The organism is Burkholderia sp. Bp8984 (genome assembly GCF_003853755.1).
Taxonomy (GTDB): Bacteria; Pseudomonadota; Gammaproteobacteria; order Burkholderiales; family Burkholderiaceae; genus Burkholderia.
This window is the reverse complement of sequence record NZ_QTQN01000002.1, coordinates 282,172-306,102: the sequence shown is the minus strand read 5'-3', so window position 1 is coordinate 306,102 and position 23,931 is coordinate 282,172. Positions and strand designations below refer to the sequence as shown.

Annotated in this window: 20 protein-coding genes; 11 read left to right on the top strand and 9 right to left on the bottom strand. The window is 68.9% G+C overall.

Features of this window, described 5'->3' with window-relative positions:
- Positions 1-137 precede the first annotated feature (137 nt).
- Genes tsaB through DID98_RS03520 form a run of 4 tightly spaced genes read left to right on the top strand, consistent with a single transcriptional unit; the run spans position 138 to position 3,421 of the window.
- Positions 138-905 carry a tRNA (adenosine(37)-N6)-threonylcarbamoyltransferase complex dimerization subunit type 1 TsaB gene (tsaB, locus tag DID98_RS03535; RefSeq protein WP_124570245.1) on the top strand — a complete coding sequence of 256 codons (768 nt, stop codon included), beginning with the start codon at positions 138-140 and terminating at the stop codon, positions 903-905.
- A complete protein-coding gene (rimI, locus tag DID98_RS03530; RefSeq protein ID WP_044847952.1) occupies positions 902-1,402 on the top strand; it encodes a ribosomal protein S18-alanine N-acetyltransferase in 501 nt (166 codons plus the stop codon). Before tsaB ends, rimI begins: the two co-directional genes overlap by 4 nt.
- A complete protein-coding gene (locus tag DID98_RS03525; protein ID WP_124570244.1) occupies positions 1,389-2,465 on the top strand; it encodes a uracil-DNA glycosylase family protein in 1,077 nt (358 codons plus the stop codon). Before rimI ends, DID98_RS03525 begins: the two co-directional genes overlap by 14 nt.
- Complete coding sequence (locus tag DID98_RS03520; RefSeq protein ID WP_124486175.1) at positions 2,462-3,421, top strand: DUF1853 family protein; 960 nt, start codon at positions 2,462-2,464, stop codon at positions 3,419-3,421. Before DID98_RS03525 ends, DID98_RS03520 begins: the two co-directional genes overlap by 4 nt.
- Positions 3,422-3,439: 18 nt before the next feature.
- Here DID98_RS03520 and thiD read toward each other — a convergent pair whose 3' ends face one another.
- Complete coding sequence (gene thiD / locus DID98_RS03515) at positions 3,440-4,249, bottom strand: bifunctional hydroxymethylpyrimidine kinase/phosphomethylpyrimidine kinase (protein ID WP_124570243.1); 810 nt, start codon at positions 4,247-4,249, stop codon at positions 3,440-3,442.
- Positions 4,250-4,307: 58 nt separating this feature from the next.
- Positions 4,308-5,615: a lysophospholipid transporter LplT gene (gene lplT / locus DID98_RS03510; RefSeq protein WP_044847948.1), complete on the bottom strand. Its 1,308-nt coding sequence runs from the start codon at positions 5,613-5,615 to the stop codon at positions 4,308-4,310.
- Between the two features lie 218 nt (positions 5,616-5,833).
- On the opposite strand from lplT, the gene alr reads away from it, so the two are divergent.
- From alr to DID98_RS03495, 3 genes are all read left to right on the top strand, one after another.
- Entirely contained in the window at positions 5,834-6,904 is a 1,071-nt protein-coding gene (gene alr, locus DID98_RS03505; protein WP_044847947.1) for an alanine racemase, read from the top strand.
- 11 nt (positions 6,905-6,915) lie between these two features.
- Entirely contained in the window at positions 6,916-8,292 is a 1,377-nt protein-coding gene (gene radA, locus DID98_RS03500; RefSeq protein WP_044847946.1) for a DNA repair protein RadA, read from the top strand.
- 148 nt (positions 8,293-8,440) lie between these two features.
- Positions 8,441-8,707, top strand: coding sequence for a DUF2866 domain-containing protein (locus DID98_RS03495; RefSeq protein WP_044847945.1), 267 nt, complete (start codon positions 8,441-8,443; stop codon positions 8,705-8,707).
- Positions 8,708-8,902: 195 nt separating this feature from the next.
- Here the strand turns inward: DID98_RS03495 and DID98_RS03490 are convergent, their stop codons facing one another.
- Positions 8,903-10,834 (bottom strand): ATP-binding cassette domain-containing protein, encoded by a 1,932-nt coding sequence (locus DID98_RS03490; RefSeq protein WP_044847944.1) that lies wholly within the window; start codon positions 10,832-10,834, stop codon positions 8,903-8,905.
- 136 nt (positions 10,835-10,970) lie between these two features.
- Here DID98_RS03490 and DID98_RS03485 point away from each other — a divergent pair, with 136 nt between their 5' ends.
- The gene (locus DID98_RS03485) at positions 10,971-11,450 is read left to right on the top strand and encodes a glutathione peroxidase (protein ID WP_069745053.1); all 480 of its coding nucleotides are present in this window, start codon (positions 10,971-10,973) and stop codon (positions 11,448-11,450) included.
- Between the two features lie 106 nt (positions 11,451-11,556).
- On the opposite strand, the gene cls is transcribed toward DID98_RS03485, so the two are convergent.
- The 6 genes from cls to dapC form a co-directional block, all read right to left on the bottom strand.
- Entirely contained in the window at positions 11,557-12,996 is a 1,440-nt protein-coding gene (gene cls, locus DID98_RS03480; RefSeq protein WP_124570242.1) for a cardiolipin synthase, read from the bottom strand.
- A gap of 113 nt (positions 12,997-13,109) precedes the next feature.
- Complete coding sequence (gene prmB, locus DID98_RS03475) at positions 13,110-14,018, bottom strand: 50S ribosomal protein L3 N(5)-glutamine methyltransferase (protein ID WP_124519992.1); 909 nt, start codon at positions 14,016-14,018, stop codon at positions 13,110-13,112.
- 11 nt (positions 14,019-14,029) lie between these two features.
- Positions 14,030-15,169: a succinyl-diaminopimelate desuccinylase gene (gene dapE / locus DID98_RS03470; protein ID WP_124570241.1), complete on the bottom strand. Its 1,140-nt coding sequence runs from the start codon at positions 15,167-15,169 to the stop codon at positions 14,030-14,032.
- An 88-nt stretch (positions 15,170-15,257) separates the two neighbouring features.
- Positions 15,258-15,626, bottom strand: a complete 369-nt coding sequence (locus DID98_RS03465) for an ArsC family reductase (RefSeq protein ID WP_121859337.1) — start codon at positions 15,624-15,626, stop codon at positions 15,258-15,260.
- Positions 15,626-16,453 (bottom strand): 2,3,4,5-tetrahydropyridine-2,6-dicarboxylate N-succinyltransferase, encoded by an 828-nt coding sequence (dapD, locus tag DID98_RS03460; protein WP_006478479.1) that lies wholly within the window; start codon positions 16,451-16,453, stop codon positions 15,626-15,628. Before dapD ends, DID98_RS03465 begins: the two co-directional genes overlap by 1 nt.
- A gap of 45 nt (positions 16,454-16,498) precedes the next feature.
- Entirely contained in the window at positions 16,499-17,731 is a 1,233-nt protein-coding gene (gene dapC / locus DID98_RS03455) for a succinyldiaminopimelate transaminase (RefSeq protein WP_124570240.1), read from the bottom strand.
- Between the two features lie 167 nt (positions 17,732-17,898).
- Here dapC and DID98_RS03450 point away from each other — a divergent pair, with 167 nt between their 5' ends.
- The 3 genes from DID98_RS03450 (at position 17,899) to DID98_RS03440 (ending at position 23,872) form a co-directional block, all read left to right on the top strand.
- On the top strand, positions 17,899-18,840 hold the full coding sequence (locus DID98_RS03450) for a DMT family transporter (protein WP_124519996.1): 942 nt from the start codon (positions 17,899-17,901) through the stop codon (positions 18,838-18,840).
- Between the two features lie 141 nt (positions 18,841-18,981).
- Positions 18,982-22,494: a chromosome segregation protein SMC gene (smc, locus tag DID98_RS03445; protein WP_124570239.1), complete on the top strand. Its 3,513-nt coding sequence runs from the start codon at positions 18,982-18,984 to the stop codon at positions 22,492-22,494.
- 85 nt (positions 22,495-22,579) lie between these two features.
- Entirely contained in the window at positions 22,580-23,872 is a 1,293-nt protein-coding gene (locus DID98_RS03440; protein WP_124570238.1) for a cell division protein ZipA C-terminal FtsZ-binding domain-containing protein, read from the top strand.
- Positions 23,873-23,931: the final 59 nt, after the last annotated feature.

Below are 23,931 nucleotides of genomic sequence, written 5' to 3'. Positions count from 1 at the left end.
CGTAAGGGTTTCAGGTCGGGCGATCTTAACAAGCGCCGCGTCGCGCGGGGTCGAGCGATCCTTCCAAACCGCCGGCCGCGCGGCGCGCGCATCGCGATCGGGTCCGATCGCCCGTGGGAGCGGGGCGCCGCATTACAATGTCGGCCATGACGCAAACAGTGCTCCTCGCCATCGATACGTCGACCGAATACTGCTCGGTCGCGCTGCTGCGCTCGGCTTTCGCCGATGACGCCGTTTCCACCCCGCAAACCTGGGTCCGCCACGAGCTGACGGGCGCCGTGTCGAGCACGCGCGTGCTGCCGGCCATCCAGGAACTCTTCGCCGAATCGGGCCTCACGTTCGCCGATTGCGACGCGATCGCGTTCGGCGCGGGCCCCGGCTCGTTCACCGGGCTGCGCACCGCGACCGGCATTACCCAGGGGCTCGCGTTCGGGCGCGGGCTGCCGGTCGTGCCGGTCAGCACGCTGCTCGCGTGCGCCGAACACGCGCGGCTGCGCGCACCCGGCACGACGCGCGTGCTGGCCGCGCTCGACGCGCGGATGGACGAAGCGTACTGGGCCGACTTCGCATGGGACGAGCAGGCGGGCGACTGGCGCACGCTGCATCCGGCGTCGCTCGATGCACCGGGCGCCGTCGGCGTGCCCGACGCGCCGTTCACGCTCGCGGGCAACGCGGCCGCCGCGTTCGGCGCGCAACTGCCGGCCGCGGCGGCCGCGGCCGTGATCGACGGCGATGCGCTGCCGCATGCGCTGGCGGTCGCGCATGCCGCGCTGCGGGCATTCCGCGCCGGCCGGACGGTGCCGGCCGACCAGGCCGCACCCGAATACGTGCGCGACAAGGTCGCGCAGACCACCGCCGAGCGCATGGCCGCGCGTGCCGCGCAGACGGACGGAGCAAAACGATGACGGGCGTCCTGTTGAGCGACCGCTATCTGTCGCCGATGACCGACACCGATCTCGACGAGGTCGTCGCGATCGAGCAGGTCGCGTACGAATTCCCGTGGAGCCGCGGCAATTTCCAGGATTCGTTGCGCAACGGCTATTTCGGCGTGTGCCTGCGGCACGTGACGGGCGCGCTCGTCGGCTATTGCGTGCTGATGCCGGTGATCGACGAAATGCACCTGCTGAACCTGTGCGTCGCGCCGGCCGCCCAGCAGTCGGGCGCGGGCCTCGCGCTGCTGCGCGAAGCCGTGCGCATCTCGCGCGCGGAGGGGCTCGACGGCGTGCTGCTCGAGGTGCGGCCGTCCAATCCGCGGGCGATCCATCTGTACGAGCGCTTCGGCTTCGTGACGATCGGCCGGCGCAAGAACTACTATCCGGCGCGGCATCGCAGCCGGGAGGACGCGATCGTGATGCGTCTGACGCTGAACAAGGACGAAGGGGACGCGCATGGCGTGGGCTGAAGCAGCGCTCGAGGAAATGGGGCTCGCGCAGATCTGGGTGCGGCGCGGGTCGCGCGCGGAAGGCGCCGAAGCGGGTGGCGCGGGGGCCGGGCCGGTTGACGTGCCGGGCGCGGCGGACGATGCGTCCGCCGTTGCGGCCGCAACCGTCGCGCCCGCGTCGCGGCCGACGTCGGAGCAGCCGCGTGACACGCAGGCGGCTGCACGCGTGTTCCCGCGCGTCGATATGCCGCTGGCGGATACGCCGCCCGCTGGGGGCGCCGCGCGCTCCGCGGCACCGGCTGCGGAAACGGGCAGCGGCGCGCGTGCCGCGATCGACGAAGAGCGCGCATCCGCCGGGCCGGCATCGTCCCCGGCCGCCGCCGCCGCGGACGACCTGCCGCCGCTCACCGAAGACGATTTCGCGTGGTTCGACGCGGCGCCGCCCGGCGATCCGCTGCCGCCGGCCGAAGCGCGTCCTGCTGCAACGCCGGTCGCGATGCTCGACTGGGAAGCGCTCGCCGCACGCGTCGCCGGCTGCACGAGCTGCCGCCTGTGCGAGAAGCGCACCAATACCGTGTTCGGTGTCGGCGATCGGGAAGCGGACTGGATGCTGATCGGCGAAGCGCCGGGCGAGAACGAGGACAGGCAGGGCGAGCCGTTCGTCGGCCAGGCCGGCAAGCTGCTCGACAACATGCTGCAGTCGCTCGCGCTCAAGCGCGGCGACAACGTCTACATCGCCAACGTGATCAAGTGCCGCCCGCCCGGCAACCGCAACCCGGAACCGGACGAGGTCGCGCGCTGCGAGCCGTACCTGCAGCGCCAGGTCGCGCTCGTGAAGCCGAAGCTGATCGTCGCGCTCGGCCGCTTCGCCGCGCAGACGCTGCTGAAGACGGACGCGAGCATCGCATCGCTGCGCGGCCGCGTGCACACGTACGAAGGCGTGCCGGTGATCGTCACCTACCACCCGGCGTACCTGCTGCGCAGCCTGCAGGACAAGTCGAAGGCGTGGGCCGACCTGTGCCTGGCGCGCGATACGTTCCAGCGGGCGGAGGGCGCCGCCGCGCACGGGCCGGCCGGACAATGACGCGCGGCGCGGCGGTCGCGTTCGTCGATACGCTGCACGATGCCGCGGTCCGCGATCTGGGCTGGCTCCTCGCGAGCCCGAGCCTGCTCACTGCCGCGCCCGGCGCGCCGCTCGCGCATCCGTGGGCGGATGCGGTCGAGCGGGTGGCCGTCGAAGCGTGGCTCGTCGCGCTCGATGCCGCGCCCGAGCCGCTGCACCGCGCGCTCGACGGGCTGCGGCCCGTGCGACTCGGCCGCTATGCCGAATGCCTGCTCGAGTATTTCCTCACGCACGGGCCGTCGCTGCGGCTCGTCGCCGCCAACCTGCCGCTGCGCAGCAACGGCAAGACGCTCGGCGAGGTCGATTTCCTCGTCGATGCGCCGGGCGGGCTGCGCCTGCACTGGGAACTCGCGGTCAAGTGCTATCTATGCGCGCCGGTCGACGGCGACGCGTCGCTCGCGGATTTCGTCGGGCCGAATCTCGTCGACCGCCTCGACCGCAAGCGCAGCCGGCTGCTCGAGCATCAGCTGCGGCTGAGCGATCGCCACGGGTTCGCGCTGCTGGGCTACGGCGCGCCGTCCGATGCGCAGATGTTCATCAAGGGCTGGCTGTTCTATCCGCACGGCGTGCCGCTGCCGCCGGTGGCCGCGGAAATCGCGGCCGATCATCCGCGCGGGTTCTGGCTCACGCACGCGCAGTGGCCGGCGTGGGCATCCGCGCAGCCCGACGGTGCGGCATGGAACGTGCTGCCGCGGCTTGCATGGCTCGCACCGCGGCGGGTGGCGGCCGACGCCGCGCCCGAACCGCTGGCGCATTCGCTCGAATTGCCGTCCGCATTGACGGCGCGCCAGGCGCCCGCGCTGATCGGCGTCCATCGACTGGACGGCAACGGCGTATGGCGGGAGACGGCGCGCGGTTTCATCGTGCCGGACGACTGGCCCGCGCGTGCGCAGGCGTTCGCTGCCCAGGACCACTGACGCCGCATCAGCCGGCGCTTACCACCAGCGATGGAAGTGATGGACGGGGCCGACGCCGTGGCCGACGTCGAGCTGGCCGCTCGCGGCGATCGCGCCGGTCAGGTAGGCCTTCGCTTCGCGCACCGCGCTGTCGAGATCGGGCCGCTGCGGCAGCAGCGCGGCGATCGCCGACGACAGCGTGCAGCCCGTGCCGTGCGTGTTGCTGACCGGCACGCGCGTGCCGTCGAACCGCACCGCATGCGCCGCATCGACGAGCCAGTCGGGGCTCGCGGCCGCGTCGGGCAGGTGGCCGCCCTTCATCAGCACGGCGCGCGCGCCGGTCTTCAGCAGCGCCTGGCCTTGCCGGACCATGTCGTCTTCGGTCATCGCGGGCGTGTCGCCGAGCAGGGCGGCCGCTTCGGGCAGGTTCGGCGTGACGACGGTCGCGAGCGGCAGCAGCGCGTCGCGCAATGCGTCGACCGCATCGGGCGCGAGCAGCGCGTGCGAACTCTTCGAAATCATCACCGTATCGAGCACGACGAAACGCGGCGCATGGCGCCGCAGCGCGTCGGCGACCGCGTGCACGATCGCCGCGTTCGCGAGCATGCCGATCTTGACCGCGTCGATGCGGATGTCGTCGAACACCGCGTCGAGCTGCGCGGTCACGAACGCGGCGTCCGGCGCGTGCACGCCGGTCACGCCGCGCGTGTTCTGCGCGGTCAGCGCGGTGATCACGCTCGCGCCGTACGCGCCGAGCGCGGAGAAGGTCTTGAGGTCGGCCTGGATGCCCGCGCCGCCGCCCGAGTCGGAGCCGGCGATCGTCAGGACGTTGGGTGTCGGGTGCGTCATGATGGCAAGGCGCCGGTTCGAAGACCCGCGCCGACGGACGGAAACAGGAAGTGTAGCGTCAGTGCCGCGATTCACCGATCAGCGCGACCGAGTCGAACTGACGCTGGTTCGCCTGGTGGCGGCGCATCACGAGCCACATCGTCAGGCACACGAACGTGCCGAACAGCACGATCACGACGCCGACCGGCACGTCGAGCCAGACCAGCACCGCATACAGGCACAGCATCACGAGCACCGACAGGTTCTCGTTGAAGTTCTGCACCGCGATCGAATGGCCGGCCGACAGCAGCACGTGGCCGCGATGCTGCAGCAGCGCGTTCATCGGAACCACGAAGTAGCCGGACAGCGCGCCGACGCAGATCAGGAAGATGTACGCGACGATCAGGTACACCGGCAGGCGCAGGTGGCCGAAATGCACGGCCCAGTGCGCCGGGAACAGGTCGCGCGTGTAGAACGCCATCAGCATGACCGCGATACCCATGATGATGCCGACCGGCAGCACGCTGAGCGACTTCTTCAGCGGGATCCGCGCGGCGGCGGCGATCGCACCGCCCGCGACGCCGACCGCGACCACCGCCTGCAGGATCGCGCCTTCGGACAGCGACATGTTGAGCGACACTTCGGCCCACTTCAGCACGATGAACTGCAGCGTCGCGCCCGCGCCCCAGAACAGCGTCGTGACCGCGAGCGAGATCTGGCCGAGCTTGTCGCGCCAGAGCACCATGAAACAGTCGGCGAAGTCGGTGAGGAGCTTGACCGGGCCGCGCTCCTGCTTCGGGTAGCGCGCGCCGGTATCGGGGATCCGCAGATTGAAGATGGCGGCGATCACGTAGATCGCCATGATGATCACCATCGCCGCTTCGGCGGGCGTGGCGATCCAGGCTGGCGTGTGCGCGATCACGTGCGACGCGATGTGCGGGCTGATCAGCGCGCCGCCGAGCACGGTGCCGAGGATGATCGAGCTGACGGTCGTGCCCTCGATCCAACCGTTCGCGGCGACGAGCCGGTCGGCCGGCAGCAGCTCGGTCAGAATGCCGTACTTCGCGGGCGAGTAGGCCGCGGCGCCGAACCCGACGATGCCGTATGCGATCAGCGGATGGGCGCCGAGCAGCATGATCAGGCAGCCGACCACCTTGATCGAATTGGTGATGAACATCACGCGCCCCTTCGGACGCGAATCGGCGAACGCACCGACATAGGCCGCCAGCACCACATACGACAACACGAAGAACAGCTTGAGCAGCGGTGTCATCCAGTTGGGGGCGTGGAGGTCTTTCAGCAGGGCGATGGCGGCGATGAGAAGCGCATTGTCGGCCAGCGACGAGAAAAACTGCGCGGCCATGATGGTGTAAAAACCTTTTTTCATCTGATGCGATGCTTTCGTCGCTGCGGCAGGGCCGCGTAGGCCGCCTGGTATGCGATCGGCTTATTCCGTTCGAAATGGGTTGTGCGCACGGCTTTATAACACGAAAATACGGCAATTCGGACTAGCAAGATTCCCCGATCGTTCCGCAAATTGTCGGCTTCGGTGCTCAAAAGGCGCGGTAAGCTGATGATTCGCAAGCGTCTTTACGTAAATTTCCCATGCCGCGCCCGATCTCCGCCACCATCCACACCGCCGCCCTCGCGAACAATCTCTCCGTCGTCCGCCGCTTTGCCGGCCCGTCCAAGGTCTGGGCGGTCGTCAAGGCCAACGCGTACGGCCACGGTCTCGCGCGCGTGTTTCCCGGCCTGCGCGGCACCGACGGCTTCGGCCTGCTCGACCTCGACGAGGCCGTGAAGCTGCGCGAGCTCGGCTGGGCCGGCCCCATCCTGCTGCTCGAAGGGTTCTTCCGGTCGACCGACATCGACGTGATCGACCGCTACAGCCTCACGACCACCGTCCACAACGACGAGCAGATGCGGATGCTGGAGACGGCGCGGCTGTCGAAGCCCGTCAACGTGCAGCTCAAGATGAACAGCGGGATGAACCGGCTCGGCTACGTGCCGGAGAAGTACCGCGCCGCGTGGGAGCGCGCCCGTGCGTGCCCCGGCATCGGCCAGATCACGTTGATGACCCATTTTTCGGACGCCGACAACGAGCGCGGCGTCGCCGAGCAACTCGCGACGTTCGAGCGCGGCGCGGCAAGCATCGCGGGCGCGCGCAGCCTCGCGAATTCGGCGGCCGTGCTGTGGCATCCGGATACGCACTTCGACTGGGTGCGGCCGGGGATCGTGCTGTACGGCGCATCGCCGTCGGGGCTGTCGTCCGACATCGCCGATACGGGCCTGAAGCCTGCGATGACGCTCGCCTCCGAGCTGATCGCCGTGCAGACGATCGCGAAGGGGCAGGCGATCGGCTATGGCTCGACGTTCTCCGCGCAAGCGCAGATGCGCATCGGCGTCGTCGCGTGCGGCTATGCGGACGGCTATCCGCGCGTCGCACCCGAAGGCACGCCCGTGATCGTCGACGGCATCCGCACGCGGATCGTCGGCCGCGTGTCGATGGACATGATTACCGTCGACCTGACGCCGTGCCCGCAGGCCGGCGTCGGCGCGCGGGTCGAGCTGTGGGGCAACGCGCTGCCGATCGACGACGTCGCGCGCCATTGCGGGACCATCGGCTATGAACTGATGTGCGCGGTCGCCGCCCGCGTACCGGTGCGCGCGGAATAAGGGCAGCACGCGTGGCCAAACAGAAAACCGTCTACGTCTGCAGCGAGTGCGGCGGACAAACCCCGAAGTGGCAGGGGCAATGCCCGTCGTGCCAGGCCTGGAACACGCTCGTCGAATCGGTCGCCGAGTCGCCGGCCGCCCATCGCTTCCAGTCGCTCGCGAAACGCGCGCCCGTGCAGCGCCTCGTCGACATCGAGGCGGCCGACGTGCCGCGCTTCTCCACCGGCATCGGCGAATTCGATCGCGTGCTGGGCGGCGGGCTGGTCCCTGGCGGCGTCGTGCTGATCGGCGGCGATCCCGGCATCGGCAAGTCGACGCTGTTGCTGCAGTCGCTCGCGGACATCGCGAGCGAGCGGCGCGCACTCTATATCAGCGGCGAGGAATCGGCCGCGCAGATCGCGTTGCGCGCGCAACGGCTCGCACTGCTCGACGGCGGCGCGCCGGCGGCCGAGCTGAAGCTGCTCGCCGAGATCCAGCTCGAGAAGATCCAGGCCGCGATCGACGCGGAACGGCCGGACGTCGCCGTCATCGACTCGATCCAGACCGTCTATTCCGAAGCGCTGACATCGGCGCCCGGCTCGGTCGCGCAGGTGCGCGAGTGCGCCGCGCAGCTCACGCGCATCGCGAAGCAGTCCGGCACCGCGATCATCATGGTCGGGCACGTGACGAAGGAGGGCAACCTCGCGGGCCCGCGCGTGCTCGAGCATATCGTCGACACGGTGCTGTACTTCGAGGGCGACACCCATTCGTCGTTCCGGCTCGTGCGCGCGTTCAAGAACCGCTTCGGCGCGGTCAACGAGCTCGGCGTGTTCGCGATGACCGAGCGCGGGCTGCGTGGCGTCGCGAACCCGTCCGCGCTGTTCCTGTCGCAGCACGAGCAGGTCGTGCCGGGTTCCTGCGTGCTCGTCACGCAGGAGGGAACGCGCCCGCTGCTCGTCGAGATCCAGGCGCTCGTCGATACGGCCCACGTGCCGAACCCGCGCCGGCTCGCGGTCGGCCTCGAGCAGAACCGGCTCGCGATGCTGCTCGCGGTGCTGCACCGGCACGCGGGCATCGCGTGTTTCGACCAGGACGTGTTCCTGAACGCGGTGGGCGGCGTGAAGATCACCGAGCCGGCCGCCGACCTCGCGGTGCTGCTCGCGATCCATTCGTCGATGCGCAACAAGGCGCTGCCGAAGGGCCTGATCGTGTTCGGCGAAGTGGGGCTGGCGGGCGAGATCCGGCCATCCCCACGCGGCCAGGAACGCCTGCGCGAGGCGGCGAAGCTCGGTTTCACCGCCGCGCTGATCCCGAAGGCGAATGCACCGAAACAGCCGATCGAAGGACTGAACGTGATGGCCGTCGAGCGGATCGAGCAGGCGATCGACCGTGTGCGCGATCTCGAATAGCCGTGGCTGGCCAGCGCCGCCGTGCGTTGGCCACGGTGATCTGTCGCGTAATTGAATGTAATGAATATGTAGGCTGATGTAACCCGCCGGACATCGCTTTTCCCTATCCTTTGCCGGATTGTCGAACCGCGCAATGCGAAGGGAACCTATGTTTAAACAGTATGGGGAAGCGCCGAGCGGACGCAGTTACAACCTGCGCGGCTGCCGTGTGTCGGAGCCGATCGTTCAGCCGTGGGGCGGCGGATGCCGGATCGTCGAATGGATCGACGACGAAGGGCGCCTGGCGCGCCGGGTCGTGTCCGAGGACGTGACGGAAGCGGAGGTCGCCGCGGCGATCCGCCGGCCGACCGAAGGGCGGCGTCACCTGATGGGCGATGACGAGCAGATGCCGCGCGATACGTTGCCGCGGCGTTGAGCGGATGGCGCGGCCGGCGGCCGGCGGACGGCCGACGCGATCACGTCGAACGCAACAATGACAAAGAGGCCGGGCCCGGGCGCCCGGCCTTGTCGTTTCCGCGCCCGGTGCGGCCGGGCGGGTTCGCCAGTCGTGGATCGTGCCTAGGCGTGCGGCCGCCGCTGAAACGACCGGCTGACGGCGCGCCGGGCGCGTTCAGCCGATCTGCTCGAGTTCTTCCTGCACGGCGAGCCAGTCCGCCTCGACCGTTTCGAGCCGGGCATTGACCTCGCCCAGCTTGCGGATCGCTTCGGTCAGTTCCGTCTTGCGCGCGGCTTCGTAGCTCGCCGGATCGGCGACGAACGCGTCGAGGCGCGCCTTCTCCGCGTGCAGCGTTTCCATTTCCCTTTCGAGCTTCGTGATGCGGTTCTGCAGCGGTTTCTTCAGCTGCGACAGCCGCTGGCGCTCCTCGGCCGCCTGACGCTTCTGGTCCTTGCGGTTGACGCCCGGATCCGCGCCCGCTGCCGCCGCGCTGTCGGCCTTCGCGGCCGCGCGTTGCTCGGCCGCATGCTGCAGCAGCCAGTCGCGGTAATCGTCGAGGTCGCCGTCGAACGGCTGCAGCCGGTGCTTCGCGACGAGCATGAACTGGTCGGTGGTCGCGCGCAGCAGGTGGCGGTCGTGCGAGACGAGGATCAGCGTGCCTTCGAACTGCGCGAGCGCCATCGTCAGCGCGTGACGCGTCTCGAGGTCGAGGTGGTTGGTCGGCTCGTCGAGCAGCAGCAGGTTCGGTTTCTGCCAGATGATCAGCGCAAGCGCGAGCCGCGCCTTCTCGCCGCCCGAGAACGGGCCGACCGGGCTCGTCGCCATGTCGCCGGAGAAATTGAAGCCGCCGAGGAAGTCGCGCAGTTCCTGCTCGCGCGTATCGGGGGCGAGCCGTGCGAGATGCGCGAGCGGCGAATCGTCCTCGCGCAGGGTTTCGAGCTGGTGCTGCGCGAAATAGCCGATCGTGAGCCCCTTGCCGTCGCGCACGTGGCCCGACAGCGGCGCGAGCGTGCCGGCCAGCGTCTTGATCAGCGTCGACTTGCCCTGGCCGTTCGCGCCGAGCAGGCCGATGCGCTGGCCGTTCTGGATCGACAGCGCCACGCGTTCGACGATCGGGATGTCCGTGCCGTCCTCGGCGTGGTAGCCGCAGCGGACGTCTTCCATCACCATCATCGGGTTCGGCGCGGCGTCGGGCGTGCGGAATTCGAACGTGAACGGCGACGCGATGTGCGCGGGCGCGATCAGCTCCATCTTCTCGAGCGCCTTCATCCGGCTTTGCGCCTGCTTGGCCTTGGTCGCCTTGGCCTTGAAGCGGTCGACGAAGCTCTGCAGGTGCTCGATCGTCTTCTGCTGCTTTTCGTACGCGCTTTGCTGCAGCGCCAGCTGCTGCGCCCGCAGCACTTCGAACTGCGAGTAATTGCCGCCGTAGCGCTTCACCTGGCGATTTTCCAGATGCAGCGTGACGTTGCAGATCGAGTCGAGGAATTCGCGGTCGTGCGAGATCACGACGAGCGTGCCGGCGTAGCGGTGCAGCCAGTCTTCGAGCCAGACGATCGCGTCGAGGTCGAGGTGGTTGGTCGGTTCGTCGAGCAGCAGCAGGTCGGAGCGGCACATCAGCGCCTGCGCGAGGTTCAGCCGCATGCGCCAGCCGCCGGAGAAGCTGGCGACCGATTCGCGCGTCTGCGCGAGCGTGAAGCCGAGGCCGAGCAGCAGCGCTTCGGCGCGCGCGGGGGCCGTATAGCCGTCGGCGTCGGCGAACGCCGCGTGCGCGTCGGCTTCGGCCGCGCCGTCGTGCGCGGCCGAGGCGGCGGCGATACGCGCCTCGATCTCGCGCAGCGCGGTGTCGCCGTCGAGCGTGTAGTCGAGCGCGGAGCGGTCGACGGCGGGCGTTTCCTGCGACACGTGGGCGATCCGCCACGACGGCGGCATCGCGAAATCGCCGCCGTCGGAATGCAGCTCGCCGCGCAGGACCGAGAAGAGCGTCGATTTGCCGGCGCCGTTCGCGCCGATCAGGCCGGCTTTCTCGCCGGGATTGAGCACGAACGAGGCCGACTCGAACAGCGGCTTGGTGCCGCGCGCAAGGCTGAACTGATTGAAACGGATCACGGCGGGAATGACTGACCAAAACCGCTATTCTAGACTGCGCGCGCGTCGCCCCGGATATCGGCCGTTCGGCAGGTGCCGCAACGGCGCGATTTCGCCTAGACTCCACGTCGATACGGTTTCGTAAAAGGAGTGCCCGATGTCCACCCTGTATTCGTTCAGCGCAGAGACGCTCGCCGGTGCGCCGGCGTCGCTCGACGCGTATCGCGGCAAGGTGCTGCTGATCGTCAATACCGCGAGCGAGTGCGGTTTCACGCCGCAGTATGCGGGCCTGCAGAAGCTGTATGACCAGTACGCGGCCCGCGGTTTCTTCGTGCTCGGCTTCCCGTGCAACCAGTTCGGCAAGCAGGAGCCGGGCGACGCCACGCAGATCGGCGCGTTCTGCGAGCGCAACTACGGCGTCACGTTCCCGATGTTCGCGAAGATCGACGTGAAGGGCGACCACGCGCATCCGCTGTACCGCTACCTGACCGACGAGGCGCCCGGCATCCTCGGCCTCAAGGCGATCAAGTGGAATTTCACGAAATTCCTGATCGACCGCGACGGGCGGATCGTCAAGCGCTACGCGCCGTCGACGAAGCCCGAGGAAATCGCCGCGGATATCGACAAGCTGCTTTGACGGTTCGATGCGGCGAGCGGGCGGTTCGGATCGAGCCTGCCTGGGTCGCGGCGCCGGGGCATGCCGTCCGAAAGCATGCGCCGCCGGGCCGGCGCTCGCGCAACCGCTACAGGATCGGCGCGAACAGGCGCGCGACGTGCATTGCGATACGCCGCCACGCGGGCGAGTGCCGATACTCGTTCGCATCGACTTCGTAGGCCATCGCGAAATCGGCGTCGAGCATCGCTTCGACTTCGGCGGCGAACGCGCGGTCGACGGTCAGCACCATGATTTCGAAGTTCAGCCGGAACGAGCGGTTGTCGAGATTCGCGCTGCCGATGGCGGCCGCGACGCGGTCGATCAGCAGCACTTTCTGATGCAGGAAGCCGGGCCGGTAGCGAAACACCTTGACGCCAGCGTCGACGAGATCGCGCGCATAGAGCTTCGACGCTTCGAACACCACGTAGTGATCGCGCCGGCTCGGAATCAGGATGCGCACGTCGACGCCGCGCATCACCGCGAGCTTCAGCGCGGCGATCACCGCTTCGTCGGGCACGAGATACGGCGTCGTGATCCAGATCCGCTCGCGCGCGGCGTTGATCGCCTCGACGAAGAACAGCGAGCCGGTTTCCTGCTTGTCGGCCGGCCCCATCGGCACGGCGAGGCAATGCATCGCGTCGTCGGGCAGCGCCTCCGGCGGCGCGGCGAGCGGCGGCAGCGTCTGCGTGGCCCAGTGCCAGTCTTCGGCGAACACGTACTGGATGCTGGCCACCACCGGGCCGCGAATCTCGATATGGGTGTCGCGCCACGGCGACAGGCGCCGGTTCGCACCGAGATATTCGATACCGACGTTGAGGCCGCCGACGAACGCGCGATTGCCGTCGACGACGACGATCTTGCGATGGTTGCGGAAGTTGAGCTGGAAGCGGTTGACGAACTTGCGGTGGGTCGCGAACGGATGGACCTCGACGCCGCCGCGGCGCAGCGTGTCGACGTAGCCGCGCGGCAGGTCGAAGCTGCCGATGCTGTCGTACAGCAGGTAGCAGCGCACGCCGGCCGCCGTGCGGGCGAGCAGCGCGTCGCGCAGCATCTGGCCGAGCGCGTCGTCGCGCACGATGAAGAACTGGACGATCACGTAGTCGCGCGCGGCGTCGATCGCCGACAGGATCGCCGAGAAGGTTGCGTCGCCGTTCACGAGCGTGCGCACCGCATTGCCGCCGACGAACGGCATTCCACCCAGCCGCGTGAGCGCGAGCACGGCGGCCCGGCCGATCGCGTCGGCGGCCTGCCCGTCGGTTGCGTCCGCAGCGAGCCATGGCGCGCGCGGCGTGTGCGTGCGCAGCGCTTCCATCTCGTGGCGCCGCGCGTCGACATAGCCGGAGAACTTGCTGCGGCCGAGGAACAGGTACGGGATGAGCGTCAGGTACGGCATCGCGGCGAGCGACACGGCCCATGCGATCGCGCCTTGCGACGTGCGGGTATTCATGAGCGCATGACACGCCGCGATGATCCCGAGCACATGGATGGCCAGGACCAGGGTGCCGAGATGTAGCCAGTCGAGGGTCATGGGCGCGTGACGGACTCCTGAAGTCGTGCGGCGCGACGGCCGCGTACGCGCATCTTACCCAACCGTTCGGGACAGCGGTGTGCCGTACCGCACGGTTCGGTCGCGGCGCGCCGTCAGGCCTTGCGCGGCAGGTCCGACGCCTGGATCAGGAACACGGCGTCGTCGCCCGCGCTGGTGGGCAGCCACGTGAGCTCGAGGCCGCCGAACGCGGCTTCGACGTGCTCGCGCTCGTTGCCGATCTCGACGACGAGCACGCCGTCGTCGTGCAGCCAGTTGTGCGCTTGCCCGATGATGCGCCGCACGATGTCCATCCCGTCGTCGCCGCCCGCGAGCGCCATTTCCGGCTCGTGCCGGTACTCGGGCGGGAGGGCCGCCATCGACGTCGCGTTCACGTACGGCGGGTTCGTCAGGATCACGTCGTAGCGCGTGTCGGGTTCGGCGCGGAACGCGGGCAGCGGCGTGTAGAGGTCGCCGCGATGCAGCGTGATGCGATCGTCGAGGCCGTAGTCGCGCACGTTGATCTCGGCGACTTCGAGTGCCTTCTCGGACAGGTCGACCGCGTCGATCTCGGCATTCGGGAACGCGCTGGCCGCGAGGATCGCGAGGCAGCCGGAGCCGGTGCACAGCTCGAGCACAGCGCCGACCTGCTCGGGATCGGCGACATACGGCTGCAGCCCGTCGTCGAGCAGTTCGCCGATGAACGAGCGCGGCACGATCACGCGCTCGTCGACGTAGAAGCGGTGGCCGTGCATCCACGCTTCATGCGTGAGATACGCGGCCGGCACGCGGTCGGTCGCGCGTCGCTCGATCACCGCGAGCACGGCCGCGATTTCGTCGGGCAGCAGGCGGGCATCGAGGAACGGCTCGAGCGTGTCGAGCGGCAGGTCGAGCGTGTGAAGTACGAGGTAGGCGGCTTCGTCGTATGCGTTGTCCGAGCCGTGGCCGAACGCGAGCTTCGCCTTCGAGAAGCGCGTGACCGCATAGCGCAGCAGGTCGCGAACAGTTGCAAAAGGTGTCGTCATGCGAGGCTCCGTCAGGCGATCAGTTGTTCGAGCACGCGGCGGTACACGTTCTTCAGCGGGTCGACGAAGCGCACGTCGATGTGCTCGTCGATCTTGTGGATGCTGCCGTTCGGCGGACCGAACTCGATCACCTGCGGGCAGATGCGCGCGATGAAGCGCCCGTCGGACGTGCCGCCCGTCGTCGACAGCTCGGTCGTGAGGCCGGTCTCGGCGCGGATCGCGTTCTCCAGCGCGTTCGACAGGTCGCCGCGCGGCGTGAGGAACGGCAGGCCGCTCACCGACCACTTCAGCGAATATTCGAGGCCGTGCTTGTCGAGGATCGCATGCACGCGCGCCTGCAGGCCCTCGACGGTGCTCGCCGTCGAAAAGCGGAAATTGAACATCAGGTCCGCGTGGCCTGGGATCACGTTGGTCGCACCGGTGCCGGCGTGCAGGTTCGACACCTGCCAGGTGGTCGGCGGGAAGTATTCGTTGCCTTCGTCCCACTGTTCGGCGGCGAGCTCGGCGAGCGCCGGCGCGAGCAGGTGGATCGGGTTCTTCGCGAGGTGAGGGTAGGCGATGTGGCCCTGCACGCCCTTGACGATCAGTTCGCCCGACATCGAGCCGCGGCGGCCGTTCTTCACGACGTCGCCGAGTTCGGCGGTCGACGTCGGCTCGCCGACGATGCAGTAGTCGAGACGTTCGCCGCGCGCTTCTAGCAGCTCGACGACTTTCACGGTGCCGTCGGTGGCCGGGCCTTCCTCGTCGCTCGTGATCAGGAACGCGATCGCGCCGCGGTGGCCGGGGTGGGCCGCGACGAATTCCTCGGACGCGACGACGAACGCCGCGAGCGACGTCTTCATGTCGGCCGCGCCGCGGCCGTACAGCTTGCCGTCACGATGCGCGGGAATGAACGGCGGCGAGGTCCACTGCTCGAGCGGGCCGGTCGGCACGACGTCGGTGTGGCCCGCGAACGCGAGCAGCTTGCCGTCGCGGCCGTCGGCGCCGCGCTTGACGGCCCACAGGTTGGTCACGCCGTGCGACGCGATGGTTTCGCATTCGAAGCCGAGCGCGGCGAGGCGCTCGGTCATGATCTGCTGGCAATGCTGGTCGTCGGGCGTGACGGACGCGCGGGCGATCAGCTGTTCGGTAAGGGCTAGGGTGGCAGACATGGTTCGGACCACTTTCGATAAAAAATGCCGGCGCGGTGGCCGGCAGCGATGAGGCGTCGTGTGCAGCGCGGGCGCCGCGCGGGCCGCCCTAGGCGGCAAACAGCGCCGCGTACTGATCGGCCACGAAGCCGAGCGATTTCACGCGGCCGTTGACGACGAGCACGGGGCGCTTGATGACCGACGGCTTGTGGATCATCAGCGCAACCGCGCCGGACTTCGTTTCCGCAGCCGCCTTCATGGCGTCGTCCAGGCCGCGCCACGTCGTGCCGCGCTTGTTCACGAGCGCGTCGAGCGATACGTCCTTCAGCCAGTCTTCGACCAGCGGTGCGCTGACGCCGAGCTTCTTGAAGTCGTGGAACTCGAACTCGACGCCGTGATCGTCGAGCCACACGCGGGCCTTCTTCACGGTGTCGCAGTTCGGAATGCCGTAGACGACCACGGTGTGCGGCTTCGCCATCAGTCGCCTCGCAGCAACTCGTTCAGGCCGACCTTCGCGCGGGTCTTCGCGTCGACCTTCTTCACGATCACCGCGCAGTACAGGCTGTGCGAGCCGTCCTTCGACGGCAGGTTGCCGGCGACGACGACCGAGCCGGCCGGGATGCGGCCGTAGCTGACTTCGCCCGTTTCGCGATCGTAGATCTTGGTGCTCTGGCCGAGGTACACGCCCATCGAGATCACCGAGTTCTCCTCGACGATCACGCCTTCGACGACTTCCGAGCGCGCGCCGATGAAGCAGTTGTCTTCGATGATGACCGGGTTGGCCTGCAGCGGCTCGAGCACGCCGCCGATGCCGACGCCGCCCGACAGGTGCACGTTCTTGCCGATCTGCGCGCACGAGCCGACCGTCGCCCACGTGTCGACCATCGTGCCTTCGTCGACGTACGCGCCGATGTTGGTGTACGACGGCATCAGCACGACGTTCTTCGCGATGAACGAGCCGCGGCGCGCGATGGCCGGCGGCACGACGCGGAAGCCGCCCGCGGCGAAGTCTTCGGCCGTGTAGTTCGCGAACTTCGACGGCACCTTGTCGTAGAACTGCGAGTAGCCGCCCGCCGGCATCGGTGCGTTGTCCTCCAGGCGGAACGACAGCAGCACGGCCTTCTTCAGCCACTGATGGACGGTCCAGTTGCCGTCGATCTTCTCGGCGACGCGCAGTGCACCCTTGTCGAGCTGCTCGATCGCGTGCGCGACGGCTTCGCGGACGTCGGCGGGCGCGGCCTTCGGCGACAGCTCGGCGCGGTTTTCCCAGGCGGTATCGATGATTTGCTGAAGTTGTTGCGACATGTTCGTTTTCGCAGGAGATGAATGGAATTGATCGGGATGGACGTCTTACCGCGCAAGAGAGCGGCAGAAATCGACGATGCGTTGCGCGCCCTCGACGCATTCGGGGGTGCCCGCGACGAGCGCGATCCGGATGAAATCGCGGCCCGGATTCGTGCCGTGCGCATCGCGCGCGAGGTACGAGCCGGGCAGAACCGTCACATTATAGTCGGCGTACAGGCGGCGGGCGAACTCGGTGTCCGAGAGGCCGGTGCGCGCGACGTTGGCCCACAGGTAGAACGCGGCGTCGGGCAGCTTCACGTCGATCACGTCGGCCAGCATCGGCGTGACCGTGCTGAACTTCTGCAGGTACAGCGCGCGGTTCTCGCGCACGTGCGCTTCGTCGTTCCACGCGGCGATGCTCGCATGCTGCCAGACCGGCGACAGCGCGGCGCCGTGGTACGTGCGGTACAGCAGGAATTTTTTCAGCAGCGCGGCGTCGCCGGCGACGAAGCCCGAGCGCATGCCCGGCACGTTCGAGCGCTTCGACAGGCTCGACAGCATCACGAGCCGCTCGAAGCCGCGGCCGAGGCGGTGCGCGGCCTCGAGGCCGCCGAGCGGCGGCGCCGCTTCGTCGAAATAGATCTCCGAATAGCACTCGTCGGACGCGATCACGAAACCGTGGCGGTCGGACAGCGCGAACAGCTCGCGCCAGTCGTCGAGCGTCAGCACGGCGCCCGTCGGGTTGCCCGGCGAGCACACGTACAGCAGCTGGGTGCGCGCCCACACTTCATCGGGCACGGCCGCGTAGTCGCACGCGAAGTTGCGCGTCGGGTCGCTGTTCGCGAAATAGGGTTCGGCACCGGCCAGCAGCGCCGCGCCTTCGTAAATTTGATAGAACGGATTCGGACAGAGTACGATCGCCTTCTTGCCATCCGCGCGCGGGCGCGCGTCGATCACCGTCTGCGCGAGCGAGAACAGCGCCTCGCGCGACCCCGACACCGGCAGCACCTGCGTGGCCGGGTCGATTGCCGGCAGCCCGTAGCGGCGTTCGAGCCAGTGTGCGATCGACGTGCGCAGCGCGTCCGAGCCGGCCGTGGCCGGGTACGACGCGAGACCGTCGAGCGCGGCCACCACGGCGTCGCGGATCAGCGCCGGCGTCGGGTGCTTGGGCTCGCCGATGCCGAAGCTGATCGGTTTCAGGTCGCCGGAAGGCGTCACGTCCTTGAACAGGGCGCGCAGCTTTTCGAAGGGATAGGGCTGGAGCGAGTCGAGTCGAGGGTTCACGGGCGAAGCGGCCATCGCGGCCGGTTGGAGCGAAAGGGCGAAAGGGGCGGCGCGGGTGCCGCACGGCTGCGAGCGGGCGCCGACGGCGCGCGGCTCGCAGCGGACGATTATAACGTGACGCAATGCGGTCGCGGCCCGCCGGAACGGCGGCCGGGCCGCTCGAATAAAGGGTAGCGAATCAAATGAATAACGCGGTACGCGGCAGCCTGCCGACGCTGGCCATCCTGATCGGCGCGTCGGTATGGGGCCTGATCTGGTATCCGCTGCGGATTCTCGCGTCGCTCGGGCTCACCGGCACGCTGGCGAGCGCGCTGACGAGCGCGGTCGCGTTCCTGTTCGTGGTCGTCGTGCGGCACCGCACGATCGCCACGCTGCGCTGGCACTGGGTGCTGCCGGGCATCGCGATCACGGCGGGCGTGACCAACCTCGGTTTCGTGTGGGGCACGATCCACGGCGAAGTGCTGCGCGTGATGCTGCTGTTCTACCTGACCCCGGCATGGACCGCGATCTACGCGCATTTCCTGCTGCGCGAGCGGCTGACCTGGGCCGGCGCGGCGCTCGCGGCGCTGTCGATCGGCGGCGCGATGCTGATGCTGTGGTCGCCGCAGCTCGGCGTGCCGCTGCCGGCCAACCCGGCCGAATGGGCGGGGCTCGCGGCCGGCCTGAGTTTCGCGATGAGCAACGTGCTCGTGATCAAGGCGAGCCGCGAGCTGCCGGAGATGCGCGCCGAGATGCGCACGGCGACGCTGTTCGGCGGCGCGGCGGTGTTCGGCGCGGTCGCGTCGCTGTTCGAGGGGCTGCCGGCCGCGCCTGCGGGAAGCCAGCTCGGCGTCGCGGCAGCGATCATCGCCGCGATCGGCGTGACGATGGCCGCCAACAACCTGCTCGTGCAATACGGGCTCGCGCGCGTGCCGGCGAACCGCGCGTCGATCATCATGCTGTTCGAGATCGTGATCACCGCGCTGTCGGCGTGGGTGTTCGCGAGCGAACTGCCGAGCGCGCGCGAGTGGGCGGGCGGCGCGTGCATCGTGCTGGCGACGCTGCTGTCGAGCCGGGTCCATCGTGCCGCGCCGGCATCGGGCAAACCCGGCGACGGGCGGGACGGCGCACGCGCGATGGTATGATGGAAGCCGTTTGCGGGGCCCAACGCTTGAGATGCGCGCGGCCCCGCTTTTGAATTCCGGGGCGCATCGCGCACACGGGCCGTCCGGCCCCGCGCGTCGCGGCCCCGTCCGTTTCACCTCTTCTTCACATCCGATACCGCCGTGCGTCTGAGCTCGATCAAACTCGCTGGCTTCAAATCCTTTGTCGATCCCACGCATTTCCAGGTTCCGGGCCAGCTTGTCGGCGTGGTGGGCCCGAACGGGTGCGGCAAGTCCAACATCATCGATGCCGTGCGCTGGGTGCTCGGCGAGTCGCGCGCGTCCGAGCTGCGCGGCGAGTCGATGCAGGACGTGATCTTCAACGGCTCGACCGCCCGCAAGCCCGGCAGCCGGGCCAGCGTCGAACTGATCTTCGACAACTCCGACGGCCGCGCGGCCGGGCAGTGGGGCCAGTACGGCGAGATTGCCGTGAAGCGCGTGCTGACGCGCGACGGCACGTCGAGCTACTACATCAACAACCTGCCGGCGCGCCGCCGCGACATCCAGGACATCTTCCTCGGCACGGGCCTCGGGCCCCGCGCGTACGCGATCATCGGGCAGGGCATGATCGCGCGGATCATCGAGGCGAAGCCGGAAGAGCTGCGCGTGTTCCTCGAGGAAGCCGCGGGCGTGTCGAAGTACAAGGAGCGCCGCCGCGAGACCGAGAACCGCCTGCACGACACGCGCGAGAACCTGACGCGCGTCGAGGACATCGTCCGCGAGCTCGGCGCGAACCTCGAGAAGCTCGAGGCGCAGGCCGTCGTCGCGACCAAGTACAAGGAACTCGTCGCCGACGGCGAGGAGAAGCAGCGCCTGTTGTGGCTGCTGCGCAAGAACGAGGCCGCCGGCGAGCAGCAGAAGCAGCAGCGCGCGATCGAACAGGCGCAGATCGACCTCGAGGCGCAGACGGCGAAACTGCGCGAGGTCGAATCGCAGCTCGAGACGCTGCGGGTCGCGCATTACTCGGCGAGCGACGCGATGCAGGGCGCGCAGGGCGCGCTCTACGAGGCCAACGCCGAAGTGAGCCGCCTCGAGGCCGAGATCAAGTTCATCGTCGAATCGCGCAACCGCGTGCAGGCGCAGATCGCCGCGCTGAACGCGCAGCGCGAGCAATGGCGCGCGCAGGCCGAGAAGGCGCAGGACGAGCTCGAGGAAGCCGAAGAGGCGCGCGCGATGGCCGACGAAAAGGCCGCGCTCGCCGAAGACAACGCGGCCGCGAAACACGACGCGCTGCCGGCGCTCGAGGCGAAATGGCGCGATGCGCAGGCGCAGCTCAACGACGAGCGCGCGCGGATCGCGCAGACCGAACAGTCGCTGAAGCTCGAGGCCGCGCACCAGCGCAATGCCGACCAGCAGCTCCAGCAGCTTCAGCAGCGCCACGAGCGCCTGAAGTCCGAGGCGGGCGGGCTCGACGCGCCCGACGAAGCGCAGCTCGAGGAACTGCGCATGCAGCTCGCCGAGCAGGAAGAAATCCTCGCCGAAGCCCAGGCGCGCCTCGCCGATGCGCAGGAAGCTGTACCGCGCCTCGACGGCGAGCGCCGCGCGGCCCAGGAGCGCGTGCAGGCCGAAAGCGCGCAGATCCACCAGCTCGAGGCGCGGCTCGCCGCGCTCAAGCAGCTGCAGGAGAACGTGCAGACCGAAGGCAAGATCCAGCCGTGGCTGGACAAGCACGAGCTCGGCGCGCTGCCGCGTCTCTGGAAGAAGCTGCACGTCGAGGCCGGCTGGGAAGCGGCGCTCGAGGCCGTGCTGCGCGAGCGCCTGGCCGCGCTCGAAGTGTCGAATCTCGACTGGGTGAAGGCGTTCGCGACCGATGCGCCGCCCGCGAAGCTCGCGTTCTACGCGCCGCCCGTGGCCGGCGAGCCGCCGGCCGCCGCGGCCGGGCTGCGCCCGGTGCTGTCGCTCGTGCGCATCGACGATGCAGGCATCCGCGCGGTGCTGAACGACTGGCTCGGCAACGTGTACGTCGCCGACGACGTCGCGCAGGCACTCGCGACGCGCGCGCAACTGCCGGCCGGCGGCGCGTTCGTCGTGAAGGCCGGCCACATCGTCACGCGTGTCGGCGTGCAGCTGTACGCGGCCGATTCGGAGCAGGCCGGGATGCTGGCCCGCCAGCAGGAGATCGAAAACCTGACGCGCCAGGTGCGCGCGCAGGCGCTGCTGGCCGACGAGGCCCGCACGGCGGCGGTGCGCGCGGAAGCCGCACACACGCAGGCCACGCAGGCGCTCGGCGACGTGCGCGCGCAGGCCGAACGCGCGACCCAGCGCGTGCATGCATTGCAGATGGACGTGCTGAAGCTCGCCCAGGCGCATGAACGCTACACGCAGCGCAGCACGCAGATCCGCGAGGAACTCGAGGAGATCGGCGCGCAGATCGACGAGCAGCGCGCACTGCGCGCGGAATCGGAAGCGAACTTCGAACGCTTCGACGGCGAACTCGCGGAACTGCAGGCGCGCTTCGAGGACAACCAGCTCGCGTTCGAGGCGCTCGACGAATCGCTGACGCAGGCGCGCCAGGAAGCGCGCGACCTCGAGCGCGGCGCGAACGACGCGCGCTTCGCCGCGCGCAACGCGGTCACGCGCATCGACGAACTGAAGCGCAGCATCCAGGTCGCGCACGAGCAGAGCGAGCGCGTCGCCGCGTCGCTGGAAGACGCGCGCGCCGAACTCGAAACGATCAACGAGCAGACCGCGCACACGGGCCTGCAGGACGCGCTCGAAATTCGCGCGGTGAAGGAAGAGGCGCTGCAGGCCGCGCGGATCGAACTCGATGACCTGACCGCGAAGCTGCGCGCGTCGGACGAGCAGCGTCTCGTCGCCGAGCGTTCGCTGCAGCCGCTGCGCGACCGCATCACCGAGCTGCAGCTGAAGGAGCAGGCCGCGCGCCTGTCCGTCGAGCAGTTTGCCGAGCAGCTCGCGGCGGCCGAGGTCGACGAGGAAGCGCTGCGCGAGAAGCTGACGCCGGACCTGAAACCGTCGTACCTGCAGGGCGAGGTCACGCGCCTGAACAACGCGATCAACGCGCTGGGTCCGGTCAACATGGCCGCGCTCGACGAGCTGAAGGCCGCGAGCGAGCGCAAGGTGTTCCTCGATGCGCAGTCGGCCGACCTGACCGACGCGATCACGACGCTCGAGGATGCGATCCACAAGATCGACCAGGAAACCCGCACGCTGCTGCAGGGTACCTTCGACGAGGTCAACCGTCACTTCAGCGACCTGTTCCCGCGCCTGTTCGGCGGCGGCCAGGCGAAGCTGATCATGACGGGCGACGAAATCCTCGATGCGGGCGTGCAGGTAATGGCGCAGCCGCCGGGCAAGAAGAACGCGACCATCCACCTGCTGTCGGGCGGCGAAAAGGCGCTGACCGCCACCGCACTGGTGTTCGCGATGTTCCAGTTGAACCCGGCGCCGTTCTGTCTGCTCGACGAGGTCGACGCGCCGCTCGACGACGCGAACACCGAGCGTTTCGCGAATCTCGTGCGCGCGATGTCCGACAAGACGCAGTTCCTCTTCATCTCGCACAACAAGATCGCGATGGAGATGGCGCAGCAACTGATCGGCGTGACGATGCAGGAGCAGGGCGTGTCGCGGATCGTCGCGGTGGACATGGAAACCGCCGCGGGTTTTGCCCAGAATTGACGTTTGAAGAAACCGGACCGCGTTCGCGCGGCGCATGGGCGCCCGTTCGCGGTTCCGACGAACAAGAATTGCTGATGGAGCGTGCATGGACGAGTTGACACTCGGTTTGATCGGCGCGGGCGCCGTCGTGGTGGGCGGCGTCGTGGTCTACAACGCGTGGCAGGGCGCGAAGGTGCGGCGCAGGATGCCGCGCCCGATGCCGGAAGAGGCGGTCGAGGCGATGAATCGCCCCGAGCGCGACGAAGAGCTGCCGTTCATCGAGCCGGTGCGCCAGCCCGCACGCCGCGAGCCCGCGGCGCCGGCACCGGCCGCCGCCGCCGCGAGCGCGCCGGTCGAAGCCGCGCGCGTCGAGCCGACCTTCGGCGGCGTGGCGCCTGCCGACACGCCGGCCGACCTGCAGGCCGAAGCCACCGGGGGCGCCGCGCCGTCGGGGTCGACCGAGTCGGCCGAGCAGGCCGTCGACGATGCCGCTGCCGCCGCGCAGGAAGCGCCGGCCGCCGCCGCATCGCACGAACCGGCCGAACCCGTGCTGCCGGCCGCCACGACGATTTCGTCGGCGCCGCCCGCGATCGTCGACCGCCGGATCGACTGCATCGTGCCGATTCGCCTCGGCGCGCCGCTGCCGGGCGACAAGATCCTGCCGGCCGCGCAGCGGCTGCGCCGCGCGGGCAGCAAGCCCGTGCATATCGAAGGCAAGCCGGAAGGCGGCCAATGGGAGCTGCTGCAGAACGGCGTGCGCTATGAAGAGCTGCGCGCGGCCGCGCAGCTCGCGAACCGCAGCGGCGCGCTGAACGAGCTCGAATTCTCCGAGTTCGTGACGGGCGTCCAGCAGTTCGCCGACACGATCGACGGCGCACCGGAATTCCCCGACATGATGGAGACGGTCGCGATGGCGCGCGAGCTCGACGGCTTTGCCGCGCAGTGCGACGCGCAGTTGTCGATCAACGTGATGTCGGACGGCGCGCCGTGGTCGGCGAACTACGTGCAGGCCGTCGCGTCCCAGGACGGGCTGCTGCTGTCGCGCGACGGCACGCGGTTCGTGAAGCTCGACGCGAAGCAGAACCCCGTGTTCATGCTGCAGTTCGGCGACACGAACTTCCTGCGCGACGACCTGACCTACAAGGGCGGCAACATGATCACGCTGGTGCTCGACGTGCCGGTCGCCGAAGAGGACATCCTGCCGTTCCGGCTGATGTGCGATTACGCGAAGTCGCTGTCCGAGCGGATCGGCGCGCGGGTCGTCGACGATTCGCGCCGGCCGCTGCCGGAATCGACGCTCGTCGCGATCGACCAGCAACTGATGAAGCTGTACGCGAAGCTCGAGGAAGCGGGCATCCCGGCCGGTTCGCCGGTCACGCGCCGTCTCTTCAGCCAGTAACGCGTTGCACGGGTGGCGGCCTGACGTGCCGTCGCCCGTCGGTCGCTGCTGCTGCAGTG

Excerpts from the sequence above, each read along its gene's own strand:
- DID98_RS03495 (WP_044847945.1), top strand. The coding sequence starts at position 8,441 with ATGTTTAAACAGTATGGGGAAGCGCCGAGCGGACGCAGTTACAACCTG.
- lplT (WP_044847948.1), bottom strand. The coding sequence starts at position 5,615 with ATGAAAAAAGGTTTTTACACCATCATGGCCGCGCAGTTTTTCTCGTCG.
- cls (WP_124570242.1), bottom strand. The coding sequence starts at position 12,996 with ATGACCCTCGACTGGCTACATCTCGGCACCCTGGTCCTGGCCATCCAT.
- DID98_RS03465 (WP_121859337.1), bottom strand. The coding sequence starts at position 15,626 with ATGGCGAAGCCGCACACCGTGGTCGTCTACGGCATTCCGAACTGCGAC.
- dapC (WP_124570240.1), bottom strand. The coding sequence starts at position 17,731 with ATGGCCGCTTCGCCCGTGAACCCTCGACTCGACTCGCTCCAGCCCTAT.
- dapD (WP_006478479.1), bottom strand. The coding sequence starts at position 16,453 with ATGTCGCAACAACTTCAGCAAATCATCGATACCGCCTGGGAAAACCGC.
- DID98_RS03440 (WP_124570238.1), top strand. The coding sequence starts at position 22,580 with ATGGACGAGTTGACACTCGGTTTGATCGGCGCGGGCGCCGTCGTGGTG.
- DID98_RS03485 (WP_069745053.1), top strand. The coding sequence starts at position 10,971 with ATGTCCACCCTGTATTCGTTCAGCGCAGAGACGCTCGCCGGTGCGCCG.
- thiD (WP_124570243.1), bottom strand. The coding sequence starts at position 4,249 with ATGACGCACCCGACACCCAACGTCCTGACGATCGCCGGCTCCGACTCG.
- DID98_RS03450 (WP_124519996.1), top strand. The coding sequence starts at position 17,899 with ATGAATAACGCGGTACGCGGCAGCCTGCCGACGCTGGCCATCCTGATC.
- rimI (WP_044847952.1), top strand. The coding sequence starts at position 902 with ATGACGGGCGTCCTGTTGAGCGACCGCTATCTGTCGCCGATGACCGAC.
- DID98_RS03520 (WP_124486175.1), top strand. The coding sequence starts at position 2,462 with ATGACGCGCGGCGCGGCGGTCGCGTTCGTCGATACGCTGCACGATGCC.
- alr (WP_044847947.1), top strand. The coding sequence starts at position 5,834 with ATGCCGCGCCCGATCTCCGCCACCATCCACACCGCCGCCCTCGCGAAC.
- dapE (WP_124570241.1), bottom strand. The coding sequence starts at position 15,169 with ATGTCTGCCACCCTAGCCCTTACCGAACAGCTGATCGCCCGCGCGTCC.
- prmB (WP_124519992.1), bottom strand. The coding sequence starts at position 14,018 with ATGACGACACCTTTTGCAACTGTTCGCGACCTGCTGCGCTATGCGGTC.
- DID98_RS03525 (WP_124570244.1), top strand. The coding sequence starts at position 1,389 with ATGGCGTGGGCTGAAGCAGCGCTCGAGGAAATGGGGCTCGCGCAGATC.
- tsaB (WP_124570245.1), top strand. The coding sequence starts at position 138 with ATGTCGGCCATGACGCAAACAGTGCTCCTCGCCATCGATACGTCGACC.